Here is an 18182-nt window from a genome sequence, read left to right as displayed (position 1 = left end):
GTCCGCAGACCAAAATTGCCAGAATTCGGGGTCCCGCACAATATGTTTCGAAGCGAAGGTCGCGGCGTTACAGGCTTATTCCACGGTCACGGATTTCGCCAGGTTGCGCGGCTGATCGACATCGGTGCCCATGAAGACGGCGGTGTGATAGGCGAGCAGTTGGATCGGCAGCGAGAAGATCATCGGCGCGATGATTTCGTCGACCACAGGCAGGGTGATCGTCGCCATGGTCGGCAGTTTCGAGGCCGCTGCACCGGCCTCGTCGGTAATGAAGATGATGCGGCCGCCGCGGGCTGCGACCTCCTGCATGTTCGAGACGGTCTTTTCGAAGAAGCGGTCGTAAGGGGCGATGACGATGACAGGCATATTCTCGTCGATCAGCGCGATTGGTCCGTGCTTCAATTCGCCGGCGGCGTAACCTTCGGCGTGGATATAGGAGATTTCCTTGAGCTTCAGCGCACCTTCCATGGCAAGCGGGAAGCTGGTGCCGCGGCCGAGATAGAGCACGTCCTTGCACTTCGACAGCTCGCGCGACAGGCTTTCCATCTGCGGCTGGATGAGGTTCAGCACCCGGCTCATGATGCGCGGCATTTCGGCGAGATGGCGCACCAGCGCCCTCTCCTCGTCTGCACTCACCGTGCCGCGCGCCTTGCCGGCGCCGATCGCCAACGCTGCCAGCACGGCGAGCTGGCAGGTGAAGGCCTTGGTCGAGGCGACGCCGATTTCGGGGCCGGCCATGATCGGGAAGACGGCATCGGATTCACGCGCGATTGTTGATTCGCGGACATTGACGACGGCGCCGATCTTCAACCCGTTGTCCCGGCAATAGCGCAAGCATGCCAGCGTATCGGCGGTCTCACCGGACTGCGAGATGAAGAGTGCGGCCTGCGACGGCGACAGCGGCATTTCGCGATAGCGGAATTCGGAGGCGACGTCGATCTCGACAGGCAGGCGGGCATAACGCTCGAACCAGTATTTGCCGACGAGGCCGGCGAGATAGGCCGTGCCGCAGGCCGAGATCGCCAGGCCAGTCGCTGCCTTGAAGTCGATCGCGGCGGCATTGGCGCCGATCGTGTTCTCGGCGAAATCGACATAGTGGCTGAGCGCGTGGGAGATCACCTCCGGCTGCTCGTAGATTTCCTTTTCCATGAAGTGGCGATGGTTGCCCTTGTCGACGACATAGGCAGTCGCCTGCGAGATCTGGCGGGCGCGTTTGACCGGCTTGCCGGCGAAATCGAGCACCGAGACGCCATCTCGGGTGAGGACGGCGAAATCGCCGTCGACGAGATAGGTGATCTCGTTGGTGAAGGGCGAAAGTGCGATCGCGTCCGAGCCGAGGAACATCTCGCCGCGGCCGTAGCCGACGGCAAGCGGCGGTCCGGAACGGGCAGCCATGATCGTGCCGGGATGAGCCTTGAGCATGATGGCCAGCGCATAGGCGCCGGTCACCCGGTTCAGCATCTTCAGCATGGCGTCGCGGGGCTCCAGGCCTTCGCGCAGGTATTTCGCCATCAGATGGGCGACCACCTCGGTATCGGTCTGGGTTTCGAAGACCGAGCCCACTTCCGTCAGTTCGTCGCGAAGCTCGGAGAAGTTCTCGATGATGCCATTATGGACGACGGCTACGCCTTCGACGAAATGCGGATGGGCATTGGTCTCGTTCGGAACGCCATGGGTCGCCCAGCGCGTGTGGGCGATGCCGACGGTGCCGGGCAGCGGTTCGCTGTCGAGGCGCTTTTCCAAATTGAACAGCTTGCCCTCGGCGCGGCGGCGATCCATCACGCCGTCATGAATGGTGGCGACACCGGAAGAATCGTAACCGCGATATTCGAGACGCTTCAGCGCATCGACCAGGCGCCCGGCGACAGGCGCAGTTCCGACGATCCCCACAATTCCACACATGCAACATCCCCACTAGGCCTCAACAATGAGGCCAGTCCTAACGATTCCTGCTTATTTCTCAATCACCTCGGCGGTCACTTTGAATTTCCGCCGGTTACGCAAGGCCGGTCAGGCTTTCGCCTTCTTCGCCGCCTTGATGGCGAGCGCGCGTTCGCGCAGCAGCGTCGCGCGGCCGGGCTTGATTTCCTGCCGGGCACGGCCGAGCGCCAGCGCGTCGGCCGGCACGTTGGCGGTGATGACACTGCCGGAGGCGATATAGGCGCCGTCGCCGATCGTCACCGGCGCGACCAGCGAGGAGTTGGAACCGATGAAGGCGTTTTCGCCGATTACCGTCTCGCTCTTGTTGACGCCGTCATAGTTGCAGGTGATCGTGCCGGCGCCGATATTGCTGCCGGCGCCGATGACGGCATCACCGATATAGGTGAGGTGGTTGACCTTGGCGCCCTCGCCCAGCCGGCCGTTCTTGACCTCGCAGAAATTGCCGACCTTCGAACCGGCACCGAGATCCGCACCCGGCCGCAGCCGCGCAAAGGGGCCGACCGTCGCGCCCTGGCTGACATGCGCGCCTTCGATATGCGAAAAGGCATGGATGACGGCGCCACTGTCGATCACCGCGCCGGGACCGAAGACGACGTTCGGCTCGATCAGCGCATCCTGGCCGATGACGGTATCGTAGGAGAGAAAAACCGTTTCCGGCGCGATCATGGTGACGCCTGAAAGCATCATCTGGTGGCGGCGGCGCTCCTGCCAGAAGCGCTCGATGACGGCGAGTTCGGCACGGGTGTTGCAGCCGGTCATCTCGATCTCAGGAGCATCGACGGCGGTGACGCGTCCGCCGAGCGAACGGGCGATCTCGACAAGATCGGTCAGATAGAATTCACCCTTGGCATTGGCGTTGCCGATGCTCGAGAGAAGATCGAGCGCCTTTCTGCCGTTGATCGCCATCAACCCGCTGTTGCACCAGGTGACGGTGCGCTCGGCATCGGTCGCATCCTTCTCCTCGCGAATGGCGATGAGTTCGCCATCCTTGACGAGCAGGCGGCCGTAGCCGGTCGGGCGGTCGGTGTGGAAGCCAATGACGACGACATCGCTGCCATCGGCAAGGCCCTGGCGGGCGGCCTTCAGCGGTCCGTCGGTTTGCAGCGGCACGTCGCCATAGGTGACGAGGATATCGTCATAACCCTTGGCGATCGCGTCGCGGGACGCCAGCACCGCGTGGCCGGTGCCGAGGCGTTCCTTCTGCAGATAGGACTCGATGCCGACGCCGTCGATGCTTGCCGCCTTTGCCACATCCTCGGCATCACGGCCGACGACAAGGGCGACGGACGAGATGCCGGCGGAGGCGACCGCCTCGACGACATGGGCGATCATCGGCCGACCGGCGACCGGATGCAGGACCTTCGATTTCGAGGATTTCATCCGCGTGCTGTCACCGGCGGCAAGGATGACGGCAAGACAAGTGCGTTCCATGATTTGCTCCGCGAATCCGCGCCATGAGGCGGCTTTATCGCCTCATACTGCAAAATTCCCTAAATCGGAATCGATTTAAGGATAAATTATGCAGCCATTCAAAGTGCTGCAGCGTCCTTTGCGGCTCTCGAAAGGACGCGTGGCGCTATCGATAAGCAAAGCCTTCACAAAGGTGAAATTGCGGCCGAAATCGGCCCTGTGACGGCGTCGGAACCGCGGGCCACGAAGGCTTCGTGCACATGATGGCGGCCATCCAGGATGACGTCCTCCATCGCACGGCGCGCGGCGGCGTTATCGCCGGAAACGATTGCATCGACGATGCGCATATGGGTATCGGCGATATTGGCGAAGCCGTTTTCGGTTGGCGGCGTGCTCATCCTGAACATGCCGACGAGGGCTGCTTCGATGAGGCTGCCCAGTGTCCGCATGAAGGGATTGTGCGAGGCTTCGGCGATCGCCAGGTGAAAACGAAGGTCGGCGAGTGCCAGGCTGTCGGCCGTATGACCGGCCGCTGCCATCTCGAGCGCCAGCCCGTGCAGCATCTCGATCTCCTCGGCATTCGCCCGCTCGGCGACGAGACCGGCGGCGAAAGGTTCGAAGGCGAGACGAATATCGTAGAGCTGCAGTAGAAACTCCTCCGTCACGCCATTGTCGAAGTGCCAGGCGATGATCTCGCTGTCGAACATGTTCCAGAGGTTCTTTTCGGTCACACGCGTGCCGACCCGCGCCTTGGCGACGACCATGCCCTTGGCGGCGAGCGTCTTCATCGTCTCCCGCAACACCGTGCGGGACACTTTGAAGCGTTGCGCCAGTTCCGTATCGCCTGGCAGGATCGAGCCGACCGGATAGGTGCCGGCGACAATCGCCTTGCCGAGTTCGTCGACCACCTGCGCGTGGCTCGTCCGGGTTCTACGCCCCGTCTTGCGTGTCTCGTCCAATTTGTAGCGCAAGCGATCCGTCTCCCCCTCAGGCGTACCTCTTGTTCAGACTGGACACGAACAGGATGGCTTTCTGCATCAGGATGAATGCAAACAGCAAAAGGCCAATCAGGATCTTGGTCCACCAGCTCGACAGCGTGCCGTCGAAGGTGATGTAGGTCTGAATGAGCCCCTGGATCAGGATACCGATCAAGGTTCCCGCCACGAATCCCGCTCCTCCGGTCAGCAGCGTCCCCCCAATGACGACCGCCGCGATGGCATCGAGTTCGACGCCGACTGCTGCAAGAGAATATCCGGCAGAGGTGTACAGCGAAAAAACGATCCCGGATAGCCCCGCCAGAAAGCCCGAGAGCGCATAGATCTGGATTGTCGTGCGGCCGACCGGCACGCCCATCAGCCGCGCCGTCTGCGTGCCGCCGCCGAGCGCATAGACGTTGGTGCCGAAACGGGTGCGCTGGGCGATGAAGATGCCGACGGCAAAGACCAGAAGCATGATGCCGCCGATCAGCGTCAGCCGCCCGCCGCCGGGCAGTCGGTAATAGAGGCTCGTCAGCATCGAATAATATTCGTGGTTGATCGGGATGCTGTCGATCGAGAGCACGAAGGCCATGCCGCGCGCCAGGAACATGCCGGCAAGGGTGACGATGAAGGCCGGCATTTCGAGATAGTGGATGATCGCGCCCATGATACCGCCGAAGGCAGTGGTGATGACCAGCACGATCGCAAAGGCGAGCAGCGGATGGATCGAGGTGTTCTCAAGGATCACCGCGAGGAAAACGCCGGTAAAGGCGATAACCGAGCCGATCGACAAATCGATGCCGCCCGAAATGATGACAAAGGTCATGCCGACGGCAGCGATGCCGAGAAAGGCGTTGTCGGTCAAAAGATTGCCGATGACGCGCGTCGATAGCATGTTCGGATATTGCAGCGCGCAGCCGGCATAGGCGAGCACGAAGATGACGATGGTCGCAAGCAGCGGCAGGTATTTGGAGTTCATTTCGGCTGCTCCCTACCGCCCTGCCGGCGGCTGGCGAAGATGGCGAGCGATTGTACCGCCGGCGACTGGATGACGAGGATGACGATAATGATGACGGCCTTGATGATCAGGTTGAATTCAGGCGGGAAGCCGGCGGACAGGATGCCGGTGTTCACCGCCTGGATGATCATCGCGCCGATCAGCGATCCGAGAATGCTGAAGCGGCCGCCGAGCAGCGAATTGCCGCCGACGACGACGGCGAGGATCGCGTCGAGTTCCAGCCATAGGCCGGCATTGTTGGCATCGGCGCCCTTGATGTCGGCTGCGACGATGATGCCAGCGATCGAGGCACAGAGCCCGCTCAGCATATAGACCGCCATCAGCAGCACCGGCGTTTGAATGCCGGAGAGCGTGCTGGCGCGGCGATTGATGCCGACGGCTTCGATCAGCATGCCGAGCGCCGTGCGGCGCACAAGCAGGATGACGAGCAGGCCGACGAGAAGCCAGATGACGACAGGCATCGGCAGGAGAGCCATGGAACCGCTGCCGAAGAAGGTCAGCCCGTCATCGTTGAAGGTCAGGATGGCGCCTTCGGTGATGAGCTGGGCGATGCCGCGGCCGGCCACCATCAGCACCAGCGTCGCAATGATCGGCTGGATATTGAGGACTGCCACCAGGAAACCGTTCCAGACGCCGCAGGCAAGCCCGATAGCAAGCGTTAGGATAACGGTATAAGCAACTGAATTTCCTGACACAATCGACGATGCCGCGACGGCGCCGCAGATCGCGATGATCGCGCCGACGGAAAGGTCGATGCCCTTGGTGGCAATGACCAGCGTCATGCCGATCGCCAGCAGCGCCACCGGCGCGCCGCGATTGAGCACATCGATCAGGCTTCCATAAAGCCGGTCGTTCTGAACCACGACATTAAAAAACTGCGGCGACGTGATGAAATTCAACAAAAGAATGACAACGAGCGCAATCAATTGCGGCGCCAGGCGATAGGCCAGCGCCTTCAGCGAGGACCTCATGCATTCTCCATCTTGTGTTCGGCGGCGGCAATGGCTTCGACGATGCCGGCCGCGGTGATACGTTCGCCTGTCAATTCGGCGATATGTTGCCTGTCGCGAAGTACGATGACACGTGAACTATAGGCGACAAGTTCTTCAAGTTCCGAGGAAATCACGATCAGCGACATGCCATCGGCGCAGAGTTGTTCGATGAGCCGGATGATCTCGGCATGGGCGCCGACATCGATGCCGCGGGTCGGCTCGTCGAGGATCAGAAACTTCGGATTGGTCGCCAGCCAGCGGGCGAGGATCGCCTTCTGCTGATTGCCGCCGGAAAGCAGCCGGATCGGCTTCTCGCGATCGGTGGTGCGAATATCGAGCGCCTTGATGTAGCGGTCGGCAAGCGCATTCTGCTCGGCGCGTGAAAGCGGCCGCGTCCAGCCGCGGCGGGCCTGGAGCGCAAGTGCGATGTTCTCCCTGATTGACAGGTCGCCGATGATGCCATCGGTCTTGCGGTCCTCGGGGCAGAAGCCAAAGCCTTTTTCGATTGCGGCGCGCGGGCTCGAAAGCGTTACCGGCTGGCCGTCGATCGTGGCGCTGCCGCTGTCGGCATGTTCGATGCCGAAGAGAAGTTCGGCTGTTTCGGTACGACCGGAGCCGAGCAGCCCGGCAACGCCGACCACCTCTCCGGCTCGCACCTCAAGGTCGAAAGGTTTGACCTTGCCGCGTTTGCCGTAGCCTGAGAAACGATATCGGACTTCGCCTGCCGCAAGGCTGTGTTCCCTCACCGTCTCCTCGACATGCGCCAGCTCGCGACCGAGCATCATGGCAATCAGGCCCTGGCGCGGCAGATCGGCGGCGTCGCGGGTACCGACGAGCTTGCCGTTGCGCAGCACGGTAATACGGTCGCTGATCGCATAGACCTGCTCGAGAAAATGGGTGATGAAAACGATGCCCAGGCCGCGCTTCTTGAGGTCCTCGATGATCCGGAAGAGCAGCGCCACCTCCTGGTTGTCGAGGCTTGCTGTGGGCTCGTCGAGGATCAGCACCTTACCGGAAAGATCAACGGCGCGGGCGATGGCAACCACCTGCTGGACAGCGACGGAAAAACGGCCGAGCTCAGCAGTAACGTCGATATCGATGCCGTAGCCGGCGAGCAGATCGCGCGCCTTGCGGTTCATCGCACGGACGTCGGTCATGCCGAAACGCCTTGGCTGGCGTCCGAGAAAGAGATTTTCGGCGACGCTCAGATTGGAAAGGAGATTGACCTCCTGGTACACCGTGCCGATGCCGAGCTTCTGGGCGGCGAGCGTATTGGCCGGATTGATTTCCTGGCCGTCCAGCGTCAGGCTGCCCTCGTCACGATGATAGGCGCCGGTGATGCACTTGATCAGCGTCGACTTGCCGGCGCCGTTTTCACCCAGCAATGCGTGCACCTCGCCTCTGCGGAGCGTGAAATCGACCTTATCCAGCGCCACTGCGCCTGGAAAGAATTTCGATATTCCGGAGGCCGCGAGAACGTTCTCGAAATCGTGAATCATAAGGGTCTGTTTTCCTGATATTGACGGCAAAAGCCGCGCCGCGGCCGGACATGACGTCCCAAGGCGGCAAAGGCAGTTCCGCACCGGTCCATGACGGGCCGGTGCGGTTCTACAGCGCCCTCGTCTTTTCGAGACGCATAAGGACGCTGTAGCGCTTTGAATTGCTGCATGATTTTTTCCAGAAATCGAATGCCGATTGAAGGAATTATGCAGCGGTGTCACATCAGATCAGTAGCCCTGACCCTTCTTCTCTTCGTAGACCTTCATCGGCTCGTCGGCAGGCGTGTAGAGCTTCGACTCGGTCTGGATCCACTTGGCCGGAGCCTTCTTGTCCTTCAGATAGGCTTCGAGCGCATCGAAGGCCGGACCTGCCATATTCGGCGTCAGCTCGACCGTGGCATTGGCCTCGCCTTCGGACATGGCCTTGAAGATATCGGGCACGGCGTCGATGGAGACAACGAGGATATCCTTGCCAGGCTTCAGGCCGGCTTCCTTGATCGCCTGGATGGCGCCGACGGCCATGTCGTCGTTATGGGCGTAGAGAGCGCAGATATCCTTGCCGCCATTCTCGGCCTTCAGGAAACTTTCCATGACTTCCTTGCCCTTGGTGCGGGTGAAGTCACCGGTCTGGCTGCGAACGATCTTGAGGTTGTCGTGGCCGGCAAGAGCCTCTTCGAAGCCCTTCTTGCGGGCGATGGCCGGCGACGAACCGGTGGTGCCCTGCAGCTCGACGACATTGCACTTCTTGTCGCCGACGGTCTTGACCAGGAAGTCGCCTGCAACCTTGCCTTCATGCACCAGGTCTGACGTAACCGCCGTCAGGTAGAGATCGTCGGGAGCCTTGATCGTACGGTCGAGAAGGATGACCGGGATTGCGGCTTCCTTGGCTTCCTTAAGAACGTCGTCCCAGCCGGTTTCGACGACCGGAGCAATCAGAATGGCATCGACGCCCTGAGCAATGAAGGAGCGCAAAGCCTTGATCTGGTTTTCCTGCTTCTGCTGCGCATCGGCAAACTTCAGATCGATGCCGCGCTTCTTGGCCTGCTCCTTGGTCACGGTGGTTTCAGCCGCACGCCAGCCCGATTCCGAGCCGATCTGCGAGAAGCCGACAGTGAGGCCGGCGGCCGAAGCCGAACCGAACATGCAGGCAGCCAGAATCGTGGCACTCAAAAGTGCAGTCTTCAATTTCATGATTTCCTCCCAATGCCGCATCTCGCGGCGCAGGGTCAAAAAATCATATAGTATTACTTTTGTAAATCGGAATCTTGGGATGCATTGCAGCAAAAAAAGAGCGCCCACAAGGGCGCTCTTCGCATCCGCGAGATAGCCTACGGGACTATTTACCCGGCAGCTTATCGTCCACACCTTCGACATAGAAGTTCATGCCGAGCAGCGTTGCGTCATTGGCCTTCTCGCCGGCCTTCAGCCAGGGTGTGCCGTCCTGCTTGTTGATCGGGCCGGTGAAGGGATGCAGTTCGCCGGATTTGATCTTGGCTTCGGTCTCCTCGGCGAGTTTCTTCACGTCGTCGGGCATGTTGCTATAGGGCGCCATCGTCAGGATGCCGTCCTTGAGGCCGTCCCAGCTCTGCTCTGACTTCCAGTTGCCGTCGAGAAGCGCCTTGACGCGCTTGACGTAATAATTGCCCCAGGTGTCGATGATCGCGGTCAGCTGGACGTTCGGACCAGCCTTGATCATGTCGGAAGCCTGGCCGAAGGCCTTGACGCCGCGCTGCTCGGCGACCTGCATTGGAGCGGTCGTGTCCGTGTGCTGGGTGAGGATATCGACGCCCTGGTCGATCAGCGCCTTGGCGGCATCGGCTTCCTTGCCCGGGTCGAACCACGTGTTGACCCAGATAACCTTCATCTTGAAGTTTGGATTGACCGACTTGGCGCCAGTTTCGAAGGCATTGATGCCCATCACCACCTCGGGGATCGGGAAGGAGGCGATATAGCCGGCCGTGCCGGTTTTCGAGAGCTTGCCGGCGATAATGCCACTGATGTAGCGGCCTTCATAGAAGCGGGAATTGTAGGTCGCGACATTGTCGGCGGCCTTGAAGCCTGTCGCATGCTCGAACTTCACTTTCGGGAACTTCTTGGCGACGGCAATAGTCGGGTCCATGAAACCGAAGGACGTGGTGAAAATCAGCGAGCAACCGGAGCGGGCCATGCGCTCGATGGCGCGTTCGGCATCCGGGCCTTCCGGAACGCTTTCGAGGTAGGGCGTCTCGATCTTGTCGCCGAATTCCTTCTCGACCTGGAGGCGGCCGTTCTCATGGGCCTGCGTCCAGCCGCCGTCGGTGCGGGTGCCGACATAAACGAAGCAGACCTTGGTCTTGTCAGCCGCTTCGGCGGCCGAACCGATGCTCAGAACGAGGGCAGCTGTCGCTGCGAGAGCAAGTGCAAGTTTTTTCATATTGATCCCTGTTGGTTGGAAGTTTCGAAACCCGTCTTGTTGTTGCTCACCGGTCCGGCACGAAGGCTTTGCCGAGCGAGGCCGGCGTATTGATCAACGTCGTGCGCCGATTATGCGAGATGATGATGAGGACCACAACCGTCGCCGCATAGGGCAGCATCGAGAGGAACTGCGAGGGAATGCCGATGCCGAAGGCCTGCGCGTGCAGTTGCAGGATTGTTACCGCCCCAAAGAGATAACCGCCGGCCAGCAGGCGCCAAGGCCGCCAGGAGGAGAAGACGACGAGCGCCAGCGCGATCCAGCCGCGCCCGCCGGACATGTTCTCTGTCCATTGCGGCGTATAGATCAGCGACAGCTGCGCGCCGGCAAGGCCGGCGCAGGCGCCGCCGAACATCACGGCGAGGTAGCGCATGCGGATGACGTCGATACCGAGCGCATGCGCCGAGGCGTGATTGTCACCGATGGCGCGGATCTTCAGGCCGGTGCGACTCTTGAAGAGGAACCAGTTGACGGCGATAACGAGCAGGATCGACAGGTAGAAGATCAAATCCTGCTTGAAGAGGACCGTTCCGACATAGGGAATGGCGGAAAGCACCGGGATTTCGATCGGCAGCAGCCGGACGCCGGGCGCACCGACAAACGCCTCGCCAAGCATGCCGGAGGCGCCGAGGCCAAGGATCGTCAGCGCAAGACCTGTCGCCACCTGATTAGCAACGAGTGTCAACGTCAGGAAGGCGAAGAACAGCGAAAACAGCGCGCCGCTGACGATACCGCCGACAATGCCGATATAGGCCGAGCCGGTGAGCTGTGCCGCAGCAAAGGCACCGACCGCGCCCATGATCATCATGCCTTCGACACCGAGATTGAGAACGCCGGAGCGCTCGGTCACGAGTTCGCCAAGTGCGGCGATGACGAGCGGTGTGGAGGCGGTGATGACAGTCAGCAGAATGGCTTCGAAGATGCTCATGCCGCCCTGCCCCTTACCCGCGACCAGACAATGCGGATGTTGTAATAGATCAGCGTATCGCAGGAGAGCACGAAGAAGAGCAGCAGGCCCTGGAAGACGCGGGTGACCTTGTCGGAAACGCCGAGCGAAAGCTGTGCTGCCTCGCCGCCGAGATAGGTCAACGCCAGCACCAGGCCGGATGCGATGATGCCGAGCGGATTGAGGCGGCCGAGGAAGGCGACGATGATGGCGGTGAAGCCGTAGCCCGGTGAGATCGCCGGTTGCAAATGGCCGATCGAGCCGGAAACCTCGCTGATGCCAGCAAGGCCGGCAAGAGCGCCAGAGAAGAGAAAGCTGAACCAGATCATCTTCTTCGACGAGAATCCGGCAAAGCGCCCTGCCCGTTCCGATTGGCCGAGCACAACGATCTCGAAGCCTTTCAGCGTATAACGCAGCATGAACCAGGCACCGATTGCGGCGACAATGGCGAAGATGAAGGCCCAATGGGCGCGGCCCGATTCTTCCCAGATCGCCGGCAGCACTGCTTCCGGCGCGAAATCACGCGAAACGGGAAAGTTGAAGCCCTTCGGATCGCGCCAGGCGCCGCGGATCAGCCAGTCGAGGAAGAGCTGGGCGACATAGACCAGCATCAGCGATGTCAGGATCTCATTGGTGTTGAAATGCGCCTTCAGCAGCGCCGGAATGGCGGCGAAAAGCGCACCGCCGAGTGCGCCTAGGATCAGCATCAGCGGCAGCACGAGCGGCGAATGCCAGTCGTAGAAGACGATCGGCAGATAGGAGCCGGTGATGGCGCCGATGGTGAACTGGCCTTCGGCGCCGATATTCCAGTTGTTCGAGCGATAACAGACGGCCAGGCCGACGGCGATCAGGATCAGGGGCGCCGCCTTGATCGCCAGTTCGTGCAGCGACCAGACCTCGAGCAGCGGCTCGATGAAGAAGGATTCCAGCGCGGCGTCCGGGTCCTTGCCGAGCATGGCGAACATGATGGCGCCGAATACCAGCGTCAGGACAAGGGCAAGCAGCGGCGAGACGAAGGCAAAAAGCTTCGAGACGTCGGGGCGTTTTTCAAGTTCAATGCGCATGGGGCGCCTCCGGGGGAGAGCTGCTCTCGTGCAGTCCGCCCATCAGCAGTCCGATCCTTTCCCGCGTCAGTTCGCCCGCTGGAAACGGGCGGGAAAGACGGCCCTCGCAGATGACGGCAATATCGGTCGCCACTTCGAAGATCTCGTCGAGGTCCTGGCTGATGACGACGACGGCCGAACCGCTTCTTGCGAGATCGACGAGCGCCTGGCGGATGCGGCTTGCAGCCCCCGCATCGACGCCCCAGGTCGGCTGGTTGACGACGAGTACTGCCGGCTGACGGTCGAGCTCGCGCCCGACGATAAATTTCTGCAGGTTGCCGCCTGACAGGGAGCCGGCAGCCGGGTCATCGCCGCTCTTGCGGACGTCCATCGCCTCGGAAATGCGCCTTGCGGCGGATTTCACTGCAGCGCGGCGGATGATGCCGAAGAGGCCCAGAAACGCCTTGCGGTCCGACTGGCTGCGGGCAAGGACGAGATTGTCGGACAGTTTCATGGCGGAGACGGCGGCATGGCCGTGGCGCTCTTCCGGCACGAAGCCGGCGCCGAGCAGACGGCGGGCGGTAATGCCCTGATTGCCGACAGGCTTTTTGCGGATGACGATCGCCTCGGCCGAAACAACGGGATATTCGCCGGACAATGCGTCGAAGAGCTCGCTCTGCCCGTTGCCCGCGACACCGGCAATGGCGAGGATCTCGCCGGAGCGCACCGCCATCGACACATCACGCAGCGGCATGGCGAAGGGGGTGCGCGCGGCGACGGAAAGGTTGGCGACCGCAAGCTGCACCTCGCCCCTGTCGCTGCGCTCCGGATGCGTGACGGTCGCCACTTCGCTGCCGACCATCATGCGTGCGAGCGAGGCAGGCGTTTCCTGCTTCGGATCGCAGGCGCCCGTCACACGGCCATGGCGCAGCACGGTGGCGCGATCGCAGATGCGCTGCACCTCCTCTAGGCGGTGGCTGATATAAAGAACCGAGCGCCCCTCGGCGCGCAGTTTGAACAGCGTTTCGAACAGCTTGTCGGCTTCCTGCGGCGTCAGCACCGAGGTCGGCTCGTCGAGGATGATCAGCTTCGGGTTCTGCAGCAGCGCGCGGACGATCTCGATGCGCTGTCGCTCGCCGACCGAGAGATCGGCGACATGGGCATGCGGATCGAGCGGCAGGCCGTAGGCGATGGACAGCGCCCTCGCCTCCTCGGCGATTCTGTCGATCGGAATGGCGTCATCGAGCGACAGCGCGATATTTTCGGCAACCGTCAGCGCCTCGAACAGCGAAAAATGCTGGAACACCATGCCGATGCCGAGCTTGCGGGCTTCACCGGGCGACGCGATCGCAACCGGCTGGCCCTGCCAGAGGATATGCCCGCCCGTCGGCTCGAGAACGCCGAACAGCATCTTCACCAGGGTGGATTTGCCTGCACCATTTTCGCCGAGAAGCGCATGAATTTCGCCCGGCGCTATATCGAGATCGATTTCATTGCAGGCTGCAAAGCCACCGAAGAACTTCGTTAGCTTCTGGACCGATAATAACGCACCGGAATCCGGCACATTCAATGGCGACACGTTCCCCTCATTTCTTCTGCCAACCGGTCCGTTCGGATCTCATGGAATCAGCAGCGTCGTTCCTGTTGTTTTTCTTGTTTCCAGATCCGCGTGAGCCTGCCCAACCTCACGCAGCGGATAGGTTTGATTGATATTGATACGCACTTTGTTGCTTTGCACAATATCAAATAGCGCTTTGGCACTGTCGATCAGTTCCTGGCGCGCGGCGATGTAGGTGAAGAGTGTCGGCCGCGTCGCAAAGAGCGAGCCCCTCTGGGCCAGCATTGCGAGGGTGAAATTCTCGATCGGCCCGGAAGATTGGCCGAAGGAGGCAAAAAGGCCGCGCGGTTTCAGACAATCGAGCGACTGTGGAAAAGTATCCCGGCCGATCGAATCGTAGACGACATCCACGCCCTTGCCGCCGGTGATGTCGCGGACACGGTCGACGAAGCTGTCGCTCTTGTAGTTGATCACATGGTCGTAGCCATGGGCAAGCGCCAGCTCGATCTTGTCTTCGGAGCCCGCCGTGCCGATGACAGTGGCGCCGAGCGCTTTTGCCCACTGGCCAGCGATCAAGCCGACGCCGCCGGCAGCGGCGTGGAACAGCAGGACCGTCTGCGGGCCGACCTTGAAGGTGCGATTCAAGAGATATTCGGCAGTCATGCCCTTCAGCATCATCGCCGCTGCCGTTTCGAGCTCGATTCCCTCGGGCACATGCACCAGATGCCGCGTCTCAACATTGCGTTCGGCGCTATAGGCGCCATCAGCGCCGGCATAGGCGACACGGTCGCCGACCTTGAACTCCTCCACGCCGGGGCCGACCGATGTCACGGTGCCGGCGCCCTCCTTGCCGGTGACGAAGGGCAGATGCGGCGTCTTGTAGGTGCCGTTGCGGAAATAGACATCGATGAAATTAAGCCCGACCGCCGCCTGCCTGATCTGCACCTCACCGGCTGAGGGCGGAGGAAGATCGATCTCGACATAGTCGAAAACCTCCGGCCCGCCTGTCCTCGAGAATGAAACCGCCTGCGTTTTGGTCATCTTGCCTGTCCTATGCTTCGCGTCCAAGGGCGGGGAAGAATTGCAGCACCGCGCCGATGACGTAAAGATAGGCTCCGGTCACGATGAAGAGAATGAGCGCCCATTCGGGTGTGTCGAAATGCATCAGCAGCGAAAAAATGCCGAGCGCCGACCACAGGAAGAAGACGCCGAGGTTGAGCGGGCGCAGCCTTTTGACCCGGACCGGGTGGAGGAAATTGATCGGCAGGAAGGTCAGCACCACCGAGACGATGACGACGGTAAGCGCCGTCGTGGCGCTGGCATCGATAACGAACAGCGTGAAGACGATCATGTTCCAGACGACGGGGAAGCCGGAGAAGAAATACTCGTCCGTCTTCATGCCCATATCGGCATAATAGATGGCGCTGGAGACGACGATCATGCCGGCGGCGACGAAGGACCAGGGCTCGCCGATCATGCCGCTTTGATAAAGCGCGAAGGCCGGCAGAAGCACATAGGTGACGTAATCGATGATATTGTCGAGCGTATCGCCCGACCAGTTCGGCAGCACTTCCTTGACACGCACCTTACGGGCGATCGGCCCGTCTATGCCGTCAACCAGAAGGGCGAGGCCCAGCCACCAGAACATGTCGATGAAGCGGTGCTCGGCGGCGGCAACGACGCCGAGAAAGGCAAGGAAGGAGCCGGATGCCGTCAGGATATGGACGGAAAAGGCGCGCATCTCCGCATAAGGAACACGCTTGTAGTTGAAAATCTTCATATTCCCCCGACCGCCTATCGCGCTCGCTCCGGCAAGCATCTTTTTTTCGCCACCAACGCCCAACCCTGTTGCTGAATCGGGTCCGACGCCGTAGGTCTTTGTTGTCGCACCGTTTTTGCCGAAACCGGCATCCGTTTCCGGCGTGCTGCTCTAATATGCATCCTTTGCCGGGCTTCGCCAGCGGGAAATACGACATTCCCCACCCGCCCCTTGCTCCCCATTGAATCCTGACAATGACATGCATATTTCCCTTTAGAAGCGTCGCGTGGAATGGAATGCCTTTAATTCCGGCCCGATATGTAATATCTCGCTCGCATCCGACAGTTCATCCGACGAAACGGGATCCTCTACCGCAATGAACGCGCCTGCAAAGACCGAAGACTTCGCCTCGTCCATCCCCGCCGGCGTCTATGCCGAGACGGTGCTCGATGTCACGCACTATACCGACCGGCTCTTCCGCTTCACGATGACCCGGCCGCAGGGCTTCCGTTTCCGTTCCGGCGAATTCGCGATGATCGGGCTGATGGTCGAGGGCAAGCCAGTCTTCCGCGCCTATTCGATCGCGAGCCCCGCCTGGGCCGAAGAGCTTGAATTCTTCTCGATCAAGGTGCCGGACGGTCCGCTCACCTCACATCTGCAGGCGATCAAGCCGGGCGACCAGGTGCTGATGCGCAAGAAGCCGACGGGCACGCTGGTGCTCGATGCGCTGACGCCCGGCCGTCGTCTCTACATGTTCTCGACGGGAACGGGCATTGCGCCTTTCGCCAGCCTGATCCGCGATCCCGAGACCTATGAAAAGTTCGAGGAAGTCATCCTCACCCATACGACACGCGATGTCGCCGAGCTGAAATACGGCTTCGACCTCGTGCACGAGATCCAGAACGACGAGCTGCTGAAGGAGGTCGTCGGCGACAAGCTGCGCCATTATCCGACAGTCACGCGCGAGGATTTCGAATATCGCGGCCGCATCACCGACCTGATCTCGTCCGGCAAGCTGTTCACCGATCTCGGTGTGCCACCGCTCGACCCGGTGATCGACCGCGGCATGATCTGCGGTTCCTCGGCCATGCTGAAGGATACCAAGGAACTGCTCGAGAAGGCCGGCCTCGATGAAGGCGCCAACAGCAAGCCCGCCGAATTCGTCATCGAGCGCGCTTTCGTCGGCTAAAGCATCTCTGACAATCCGATCTATGAACGGCTCCGGAAACGGGGCCGTTTCTATGTCCGGCTGAGGTAGTCGATCAGCACCGCCATGGTGGCGCGCGCTTCATCCGGCCTGCCCTGATGGATGGCGCGGATGACGGCGACGTGCAGCGAGATAGCGCGGTCCATGCGCTCCGGGCTTGCCTTGGAGTACCAGAGGCGACGTGAATGCGTCTGCACCGGGCCGAGTGCTGCCGTGATGAAGCCGTTCGGGCAGGCATCTTCAAGGATTTCGTCGAAGGCCTTGTCGGCGGCGAAGAAGCCGGCGAGATCGCCGGTGACGGCGCATTCCTCCATCGCGCGGGCGCAGTCGATGAGACGCGCGCGCTGTTCGTCGCTCGCATGTTCAGCGACAAGGCTTGCCGCGATCGGCTCCAGCTCGCGGCGCACCTGCATGACATTGCCATGATCCTCGGGCGCGATTTCGGCGACCTGCAGCCCGACGCGCGGCTTGACCAGGATCAACCCCTGCCAGGCGAGCTTCTGGATCGCCTCGCGCACCGGCGTACGTCCGTGGCCCGCCATATCGATCAGCTGTTTTTCAGTGACGAGCGCGCCGGGCTCCAGCGCCAGCGTCACGATCAGATGTTCCAGCGCGAGATAGGCAAGATGGCTTTGTGAAGTCTGCAATACGGAGCTCCGTCGCCAACTCTGATATATCACATAGTGGCACGGTCAAAAACCGAAGACAAGTCGGCATTGAAATATCAGAATAGAGACAGATAGATAACATAGGCGAGGCTGCTGAAAATCGGCGAACGGCATTGCCGGTACGGGCGTCTACGCCGTGAATGGCTCCTGCCGACCGCCCCACTCTCCGTCATGCTCGGCCTTGAGCCGAGCATCCCACGCACCCATCAGCAGCCGCGGCATGGATCCTCGGCTCAAGGCCGAGGAGGACGGAGAGTGCGGTTGGCTTTCAAACTCGCCCTCGCCTACAGAGGCACAGCGCGCGGTAACTTCCCTCGGTCACCCCTTGCGAAACGCCCGGCTGGAAACCGAGATCGAATTTTGACACGGGTCTTTTGTATTGGCGAACAGATAGCCATCGGCTTTATGGATCGCACCGAACTCCAGGCCGTTTTCCGCGCATTGTCTGCAAAAAGCCTCGACGTCCTCCACGTCGAAGACCAGCTTTACGGCAGATTGACCGCTCCGCTGCCCCTTAGCGGCCTGGTGCAACATGATATTCGCACCTCCGTCCTGAGCGATGAGTTCGACGATCCTGTCGCCCGGCAGGCTGGTTGCCTTGAAACCGAAGTGCTTCTCATAAAACCGCGCCGTTTCCTCGACATTCCCAGCATAGATCACCAACCTGTTGAGCGGCATGATGCCTCCCTCCGATGGTGCTTGCGTCCGATTA

Annotated in this window: 16 protein-coding genes; 1 reads left to right on the top strand and 15 read right to left on the bottom strand. The window is 61.1% G+C overall.

Annotated elements, in window-relative coordinates; genetic code table 11:
* Positions 1 to 75 precede the first annotated feature (75 nt).
* The 13 genes from glmS to pcsA form a co-directional block, all read right to left on the bottom strand.
* Positions 76 to 1902, bottom strand: coding sequence for a glutamine--fructose-6-phosphate transaminase (isomerizing) (gene glmS / locus B5P46_RS23995; protein WP_129420887.1), 1827 nt, complete (start codon positions 1900 to 1902; stop codon positions 76 to 78).
* Positions 1903 to 2010: 108 nt separating this feature from the next.
* On the bottom strand, positions 2011 to 3372 hold the full coding sequence (gene glmU, locus B5P46_RS23990; RefSeq protein ID WP_129420886.1) for a bifunctional UDP-N-acetylglucosamine diphosphorylase/glucosamine-1-phosphate N-acetyltransferase GlmU: 1362 nt from the start codon (positions 3370 to 3372) through the stop codon (positions 2011 to 2013).
* A gap of 164 nt (positions 3373 to 3536) precedes the next feature.
* A complete protein-coding gene (locus tag B5P46_RS23985) occupies positions 3537 to 4322 on the bottom strand; it encodes a FadR/GntR family transcriptional regulator (RefSeq protein ID WP_129420885.1) in 786 nt (261 codons plus the stop codon).
* A gap of 16 nt (positions 4323 to 4338) precedes the next feature.
* On the bottom strand, positions 4339 to 5307 hold the full coding sequence (gene yjfF, locus B5P46_RS23980; RefSeq protein ID WP_129420884.1) for a galactofuranose ABC transporter, permease protein YjfF: 969 nt from the start codon (positions 5305 to 5307) through the stop codon (positions 4339 to 4341).
* Positions 5304 to 6317, bottom strand: a complete 1014-nt coding sequence (locus tag B5P46_RS23975) for an ABC transporter permease (RefSeq protein ID WP_129420883.1) — start codon at positions 6315 to 6317, stop codon at positions 5304 to 5306. Before B5P46_RS23975 ends, yjfF begins: the two co-directional genes overlap by 4 nt.
* Positions 6314 to 7837, bottom strand: a complete 1524-nt coding sequence (ytfR, locus tag B5P46_RS23970; RefSeq protein WP_129420882.1) for a galactofuranose ABC transporter, ATP-binding protein YtfR — start codon at positions 7835 to 7837, stop codon at positions 6314 to 6316. The genes B5P46_RS23975 and ytfR overlap by 4 nt, the downstream gene beginning before the upstream one ends.
* 228 nt (positions 7838 to 8065) lie before the next feature.
* On the bottom strand, positions 8066 to 9028 hold the full coding sequence (ytfQ, locus tag B5P46_RS23965) for a galactofuranose ABC transporter, galactofuranose-binding protein YtfQ (RefSeq protein ID WP_129420881.1): 963 nt from the start codon (positions 9026 to 9028) through the stop codon (positions 8066 to 8068).
* A 145-nt stretch (positions 9029 to 9173) separates the two neighbouring features.
* Entirely contained in the window at positions 9174 to 10250 is a 1077-nt protein-coding gene (locus B5P46_RS23960) for a BMP family ABC transporter substrate-binding protein (RefSeq protein WP_129420880.1), read from the bottom strand.
* Between the two features lie 46 nt (positions 10251 to 10296).
* Entirely contained in the window at positions 10297 to 11217 is a 921-nt protein-coding gene (locus B5P46_RS23955) for an ABC transporter permease (protein ID WP_129420879.1), read from the bottom strand.
* Positions 11214 to 12299: an ABC transporter permease gene (locus tag B5P46_RS23950; RefSeq protein WP_129420878.1), complete on the bottom strand. Its 1086-nt coding sequence runs from the start codon at positions 12297 to 12299 to the stop codon at positions 11214 to 11216. Before B5P46_RS23950 ends, B5P46_RS23955 begins: the two co-directional genes overlap by 4 nt.
* Positions 12289 to 13857: an ABC transporter ATP-binding protein gene (locus B5P46_RS23945; RefSeq protein WP_129420877.1), complete on the bottom strand. Its 1569-nt coding sequence runs from the start codon at positions 13855 to 13857 to the stop codon at positions 12289 to 12291. Before B5P46_RS23945 ends, B5P46_RS23950 begins: the two co-directional genes overlap by 11 nt.
* 39 nt (positions 13858 to 13896) lie before the next feature.
* A complete protein-coding gene (locus tag B5P46_RS23940) occupies positions 13897 to 14877 on the bottom strand; it encodes a quinone oxidoreductase family protein (RefSeq protein WP_129420876.1) in 981 nt (326 codons plus the stop codon).
* A gap of 10 nt (positions 14878 to 14887) precedes the next feature.
* Entirely contained in the window at positions 14888 to 15616 is a 729-nt protein-coding gene (pcsA, locus tag B5P46_RS23935; RefSeq protein WP_012757415.1) for a phosphatidylcholine synthase, read from the bottom strand.
* Positions 15617 to 15971: 355 nt separating this feature from the next.
* On the opposite strand from pcsA, the gene B5P46_RS23930 reads away from it, so the two are divergent.
* Positions 15972 to 16784 carry a ferredoxin--NADP reductase gene (locus B5P46_RS23930; protein ID WP_003559318.1) on the top strand — a complete coding sequence of 271 codons (813 nt, stop codon included), beginning with the start codon at positions 15972 to 15974 and terminating at the stop codon, positions 16782 to 16784.
* Positions 16785 to 16834: 50 nt separating this feature from the next.
* Here B5P46_RS23930 and B5P46_RS23925 read toward each other — a convergent pair whose 3' ends face one another.
* Positions 16835 to 17449 carry a GntR family transcriptional regulator gene (locus B5P46_RS23925; RefSeq protein WP_129420875.1) on the bottom strand — a complete coding sequence of 205 codons (615 nt, stop codon included), beginning with the start codon at positions 17447 to 17449 and terminating at the stop codon, positions 16835 to 16837.
* Between the two features lie 339 nt (positions 17450 to 17788).
* A complete protein-coding gene (locus B5P46_RS23920) occupies positions 17789 to 18148 on the bottom strand; it encodes a VOC family protein (protein ID WP_129420874.1) in 360 nt (119 codons plus the stop codon).
* Positions 18149 to 18182: the final 34 nt, after the last annotated feature.

The organism is Rhizobium leguminosarum (genome assembly GCF_004123835.1).
Lineage (GTDB): Bacteria > Pseudomonadota > Alphaproteobacteria > Rhizobiales > Rhizobiaceae > Rhizobium > Rhizobium leguminosarum_M.
The sequence above is the reverse complement of the archived record's forward strand: the minus strand, read 5'-3'. Positions and strand labels throughout refer to the sequence as shown.

Excerpts from the sequence above, each read along its gene's own strand:
- glmS (WP_129420887.1), bottom strand. The coding sequence starts at position 1,902 with ATGTGTGGAATTGTGGGGATCGTCGGAACTGCGCCTGTCGCCGGGCGC.
- glmU (WP_129420886.1), bottom strand. The coding sequence starts at position 3,372 with ATGGAACGCACTTGTCTTGCCGTCATCCTTGCCGCCGGTGACAGCACG.
- yjfF (WP_129420884.1), bottom strand. The coding sequence starts at position 5,307 with ATGAACTCCAAATACCTGCCGCTGCTTGCGACCATCGTCATCTTCGTG.
- B5P46_RS23975 (WP_129420883.1), bottom strand. The coding sequence starts at position 6,317 with ATGAGGTCCTCGCTGAAGGCGCTGGCCTATCGCCTGGCGCCGCAATTG.
- ytfR (WP_129420882.1), bottom strand. The coding sequence starts at position 7,837 with ATGATTCACGATTTCGAGAACGTTCTCGCGGCCTCCGGAATATCGAAA.
- ytfQ (WP_129420881.1), bottom strand. The coding sequence starts at position 9,028 with ATGAAATTGAAGACTGCACTTTTGAGTGCCACGATTCTGGCTGCCTGC.
- B5P46_RS23960 (WP_129420880.1), bottom strand. The coding sequence starts at position 10,250 with ATGAAAAAACTTGCACTTGCTCTCGCAGCGACAGCTGCCCTCGTTCTG.
- B5P46_RS23955 (WP_129420879.1), bottom strand. The coding sequence starts at position 11,217 with ATGAGCATCTTCGAAGCCATTCTGCTGACTGTCATCACCGCCTCCACA.
- B5P46_RS23950 (WP_129420878.1), bottom strand. The coding sequence starts at position 12,299 with ATGCGCATTGAACTTGAAAAACGCCCCGACGTCTCGAAGCTTTTTGCC.
- B5P46_RS23940 (WP_129420876.1), bottom strand. The coding sequence starts at position 14,877 with ATGACCAAAACGCAGGCGGTTTCATTCTCGAGGACAGGCGGGCCGGAG.
- pcsA (WP_012757415.1), bottom strand. The coding sequence starts at position 15,616 with ATGAAGATTTTCAACTACAAGCGTGTTCCTTATGCGGAGATGCGCGCC.
- B5P46_RS23930 (WP_003559318.1), top strand. The coding sequence starts at position 15,972 with ATGAACGCGCCTGCAAAGACCGAAGACTTCGCCTCGTCCATCCCCGCC.
- B5P46_RS23920 (WP_129420874.1), bottom strand. The coding sequence starts at position 18,148 with ATGCCGCTCAACAGGTTGGTGATCTATGCTGGGAATGTCGAGGAAACG.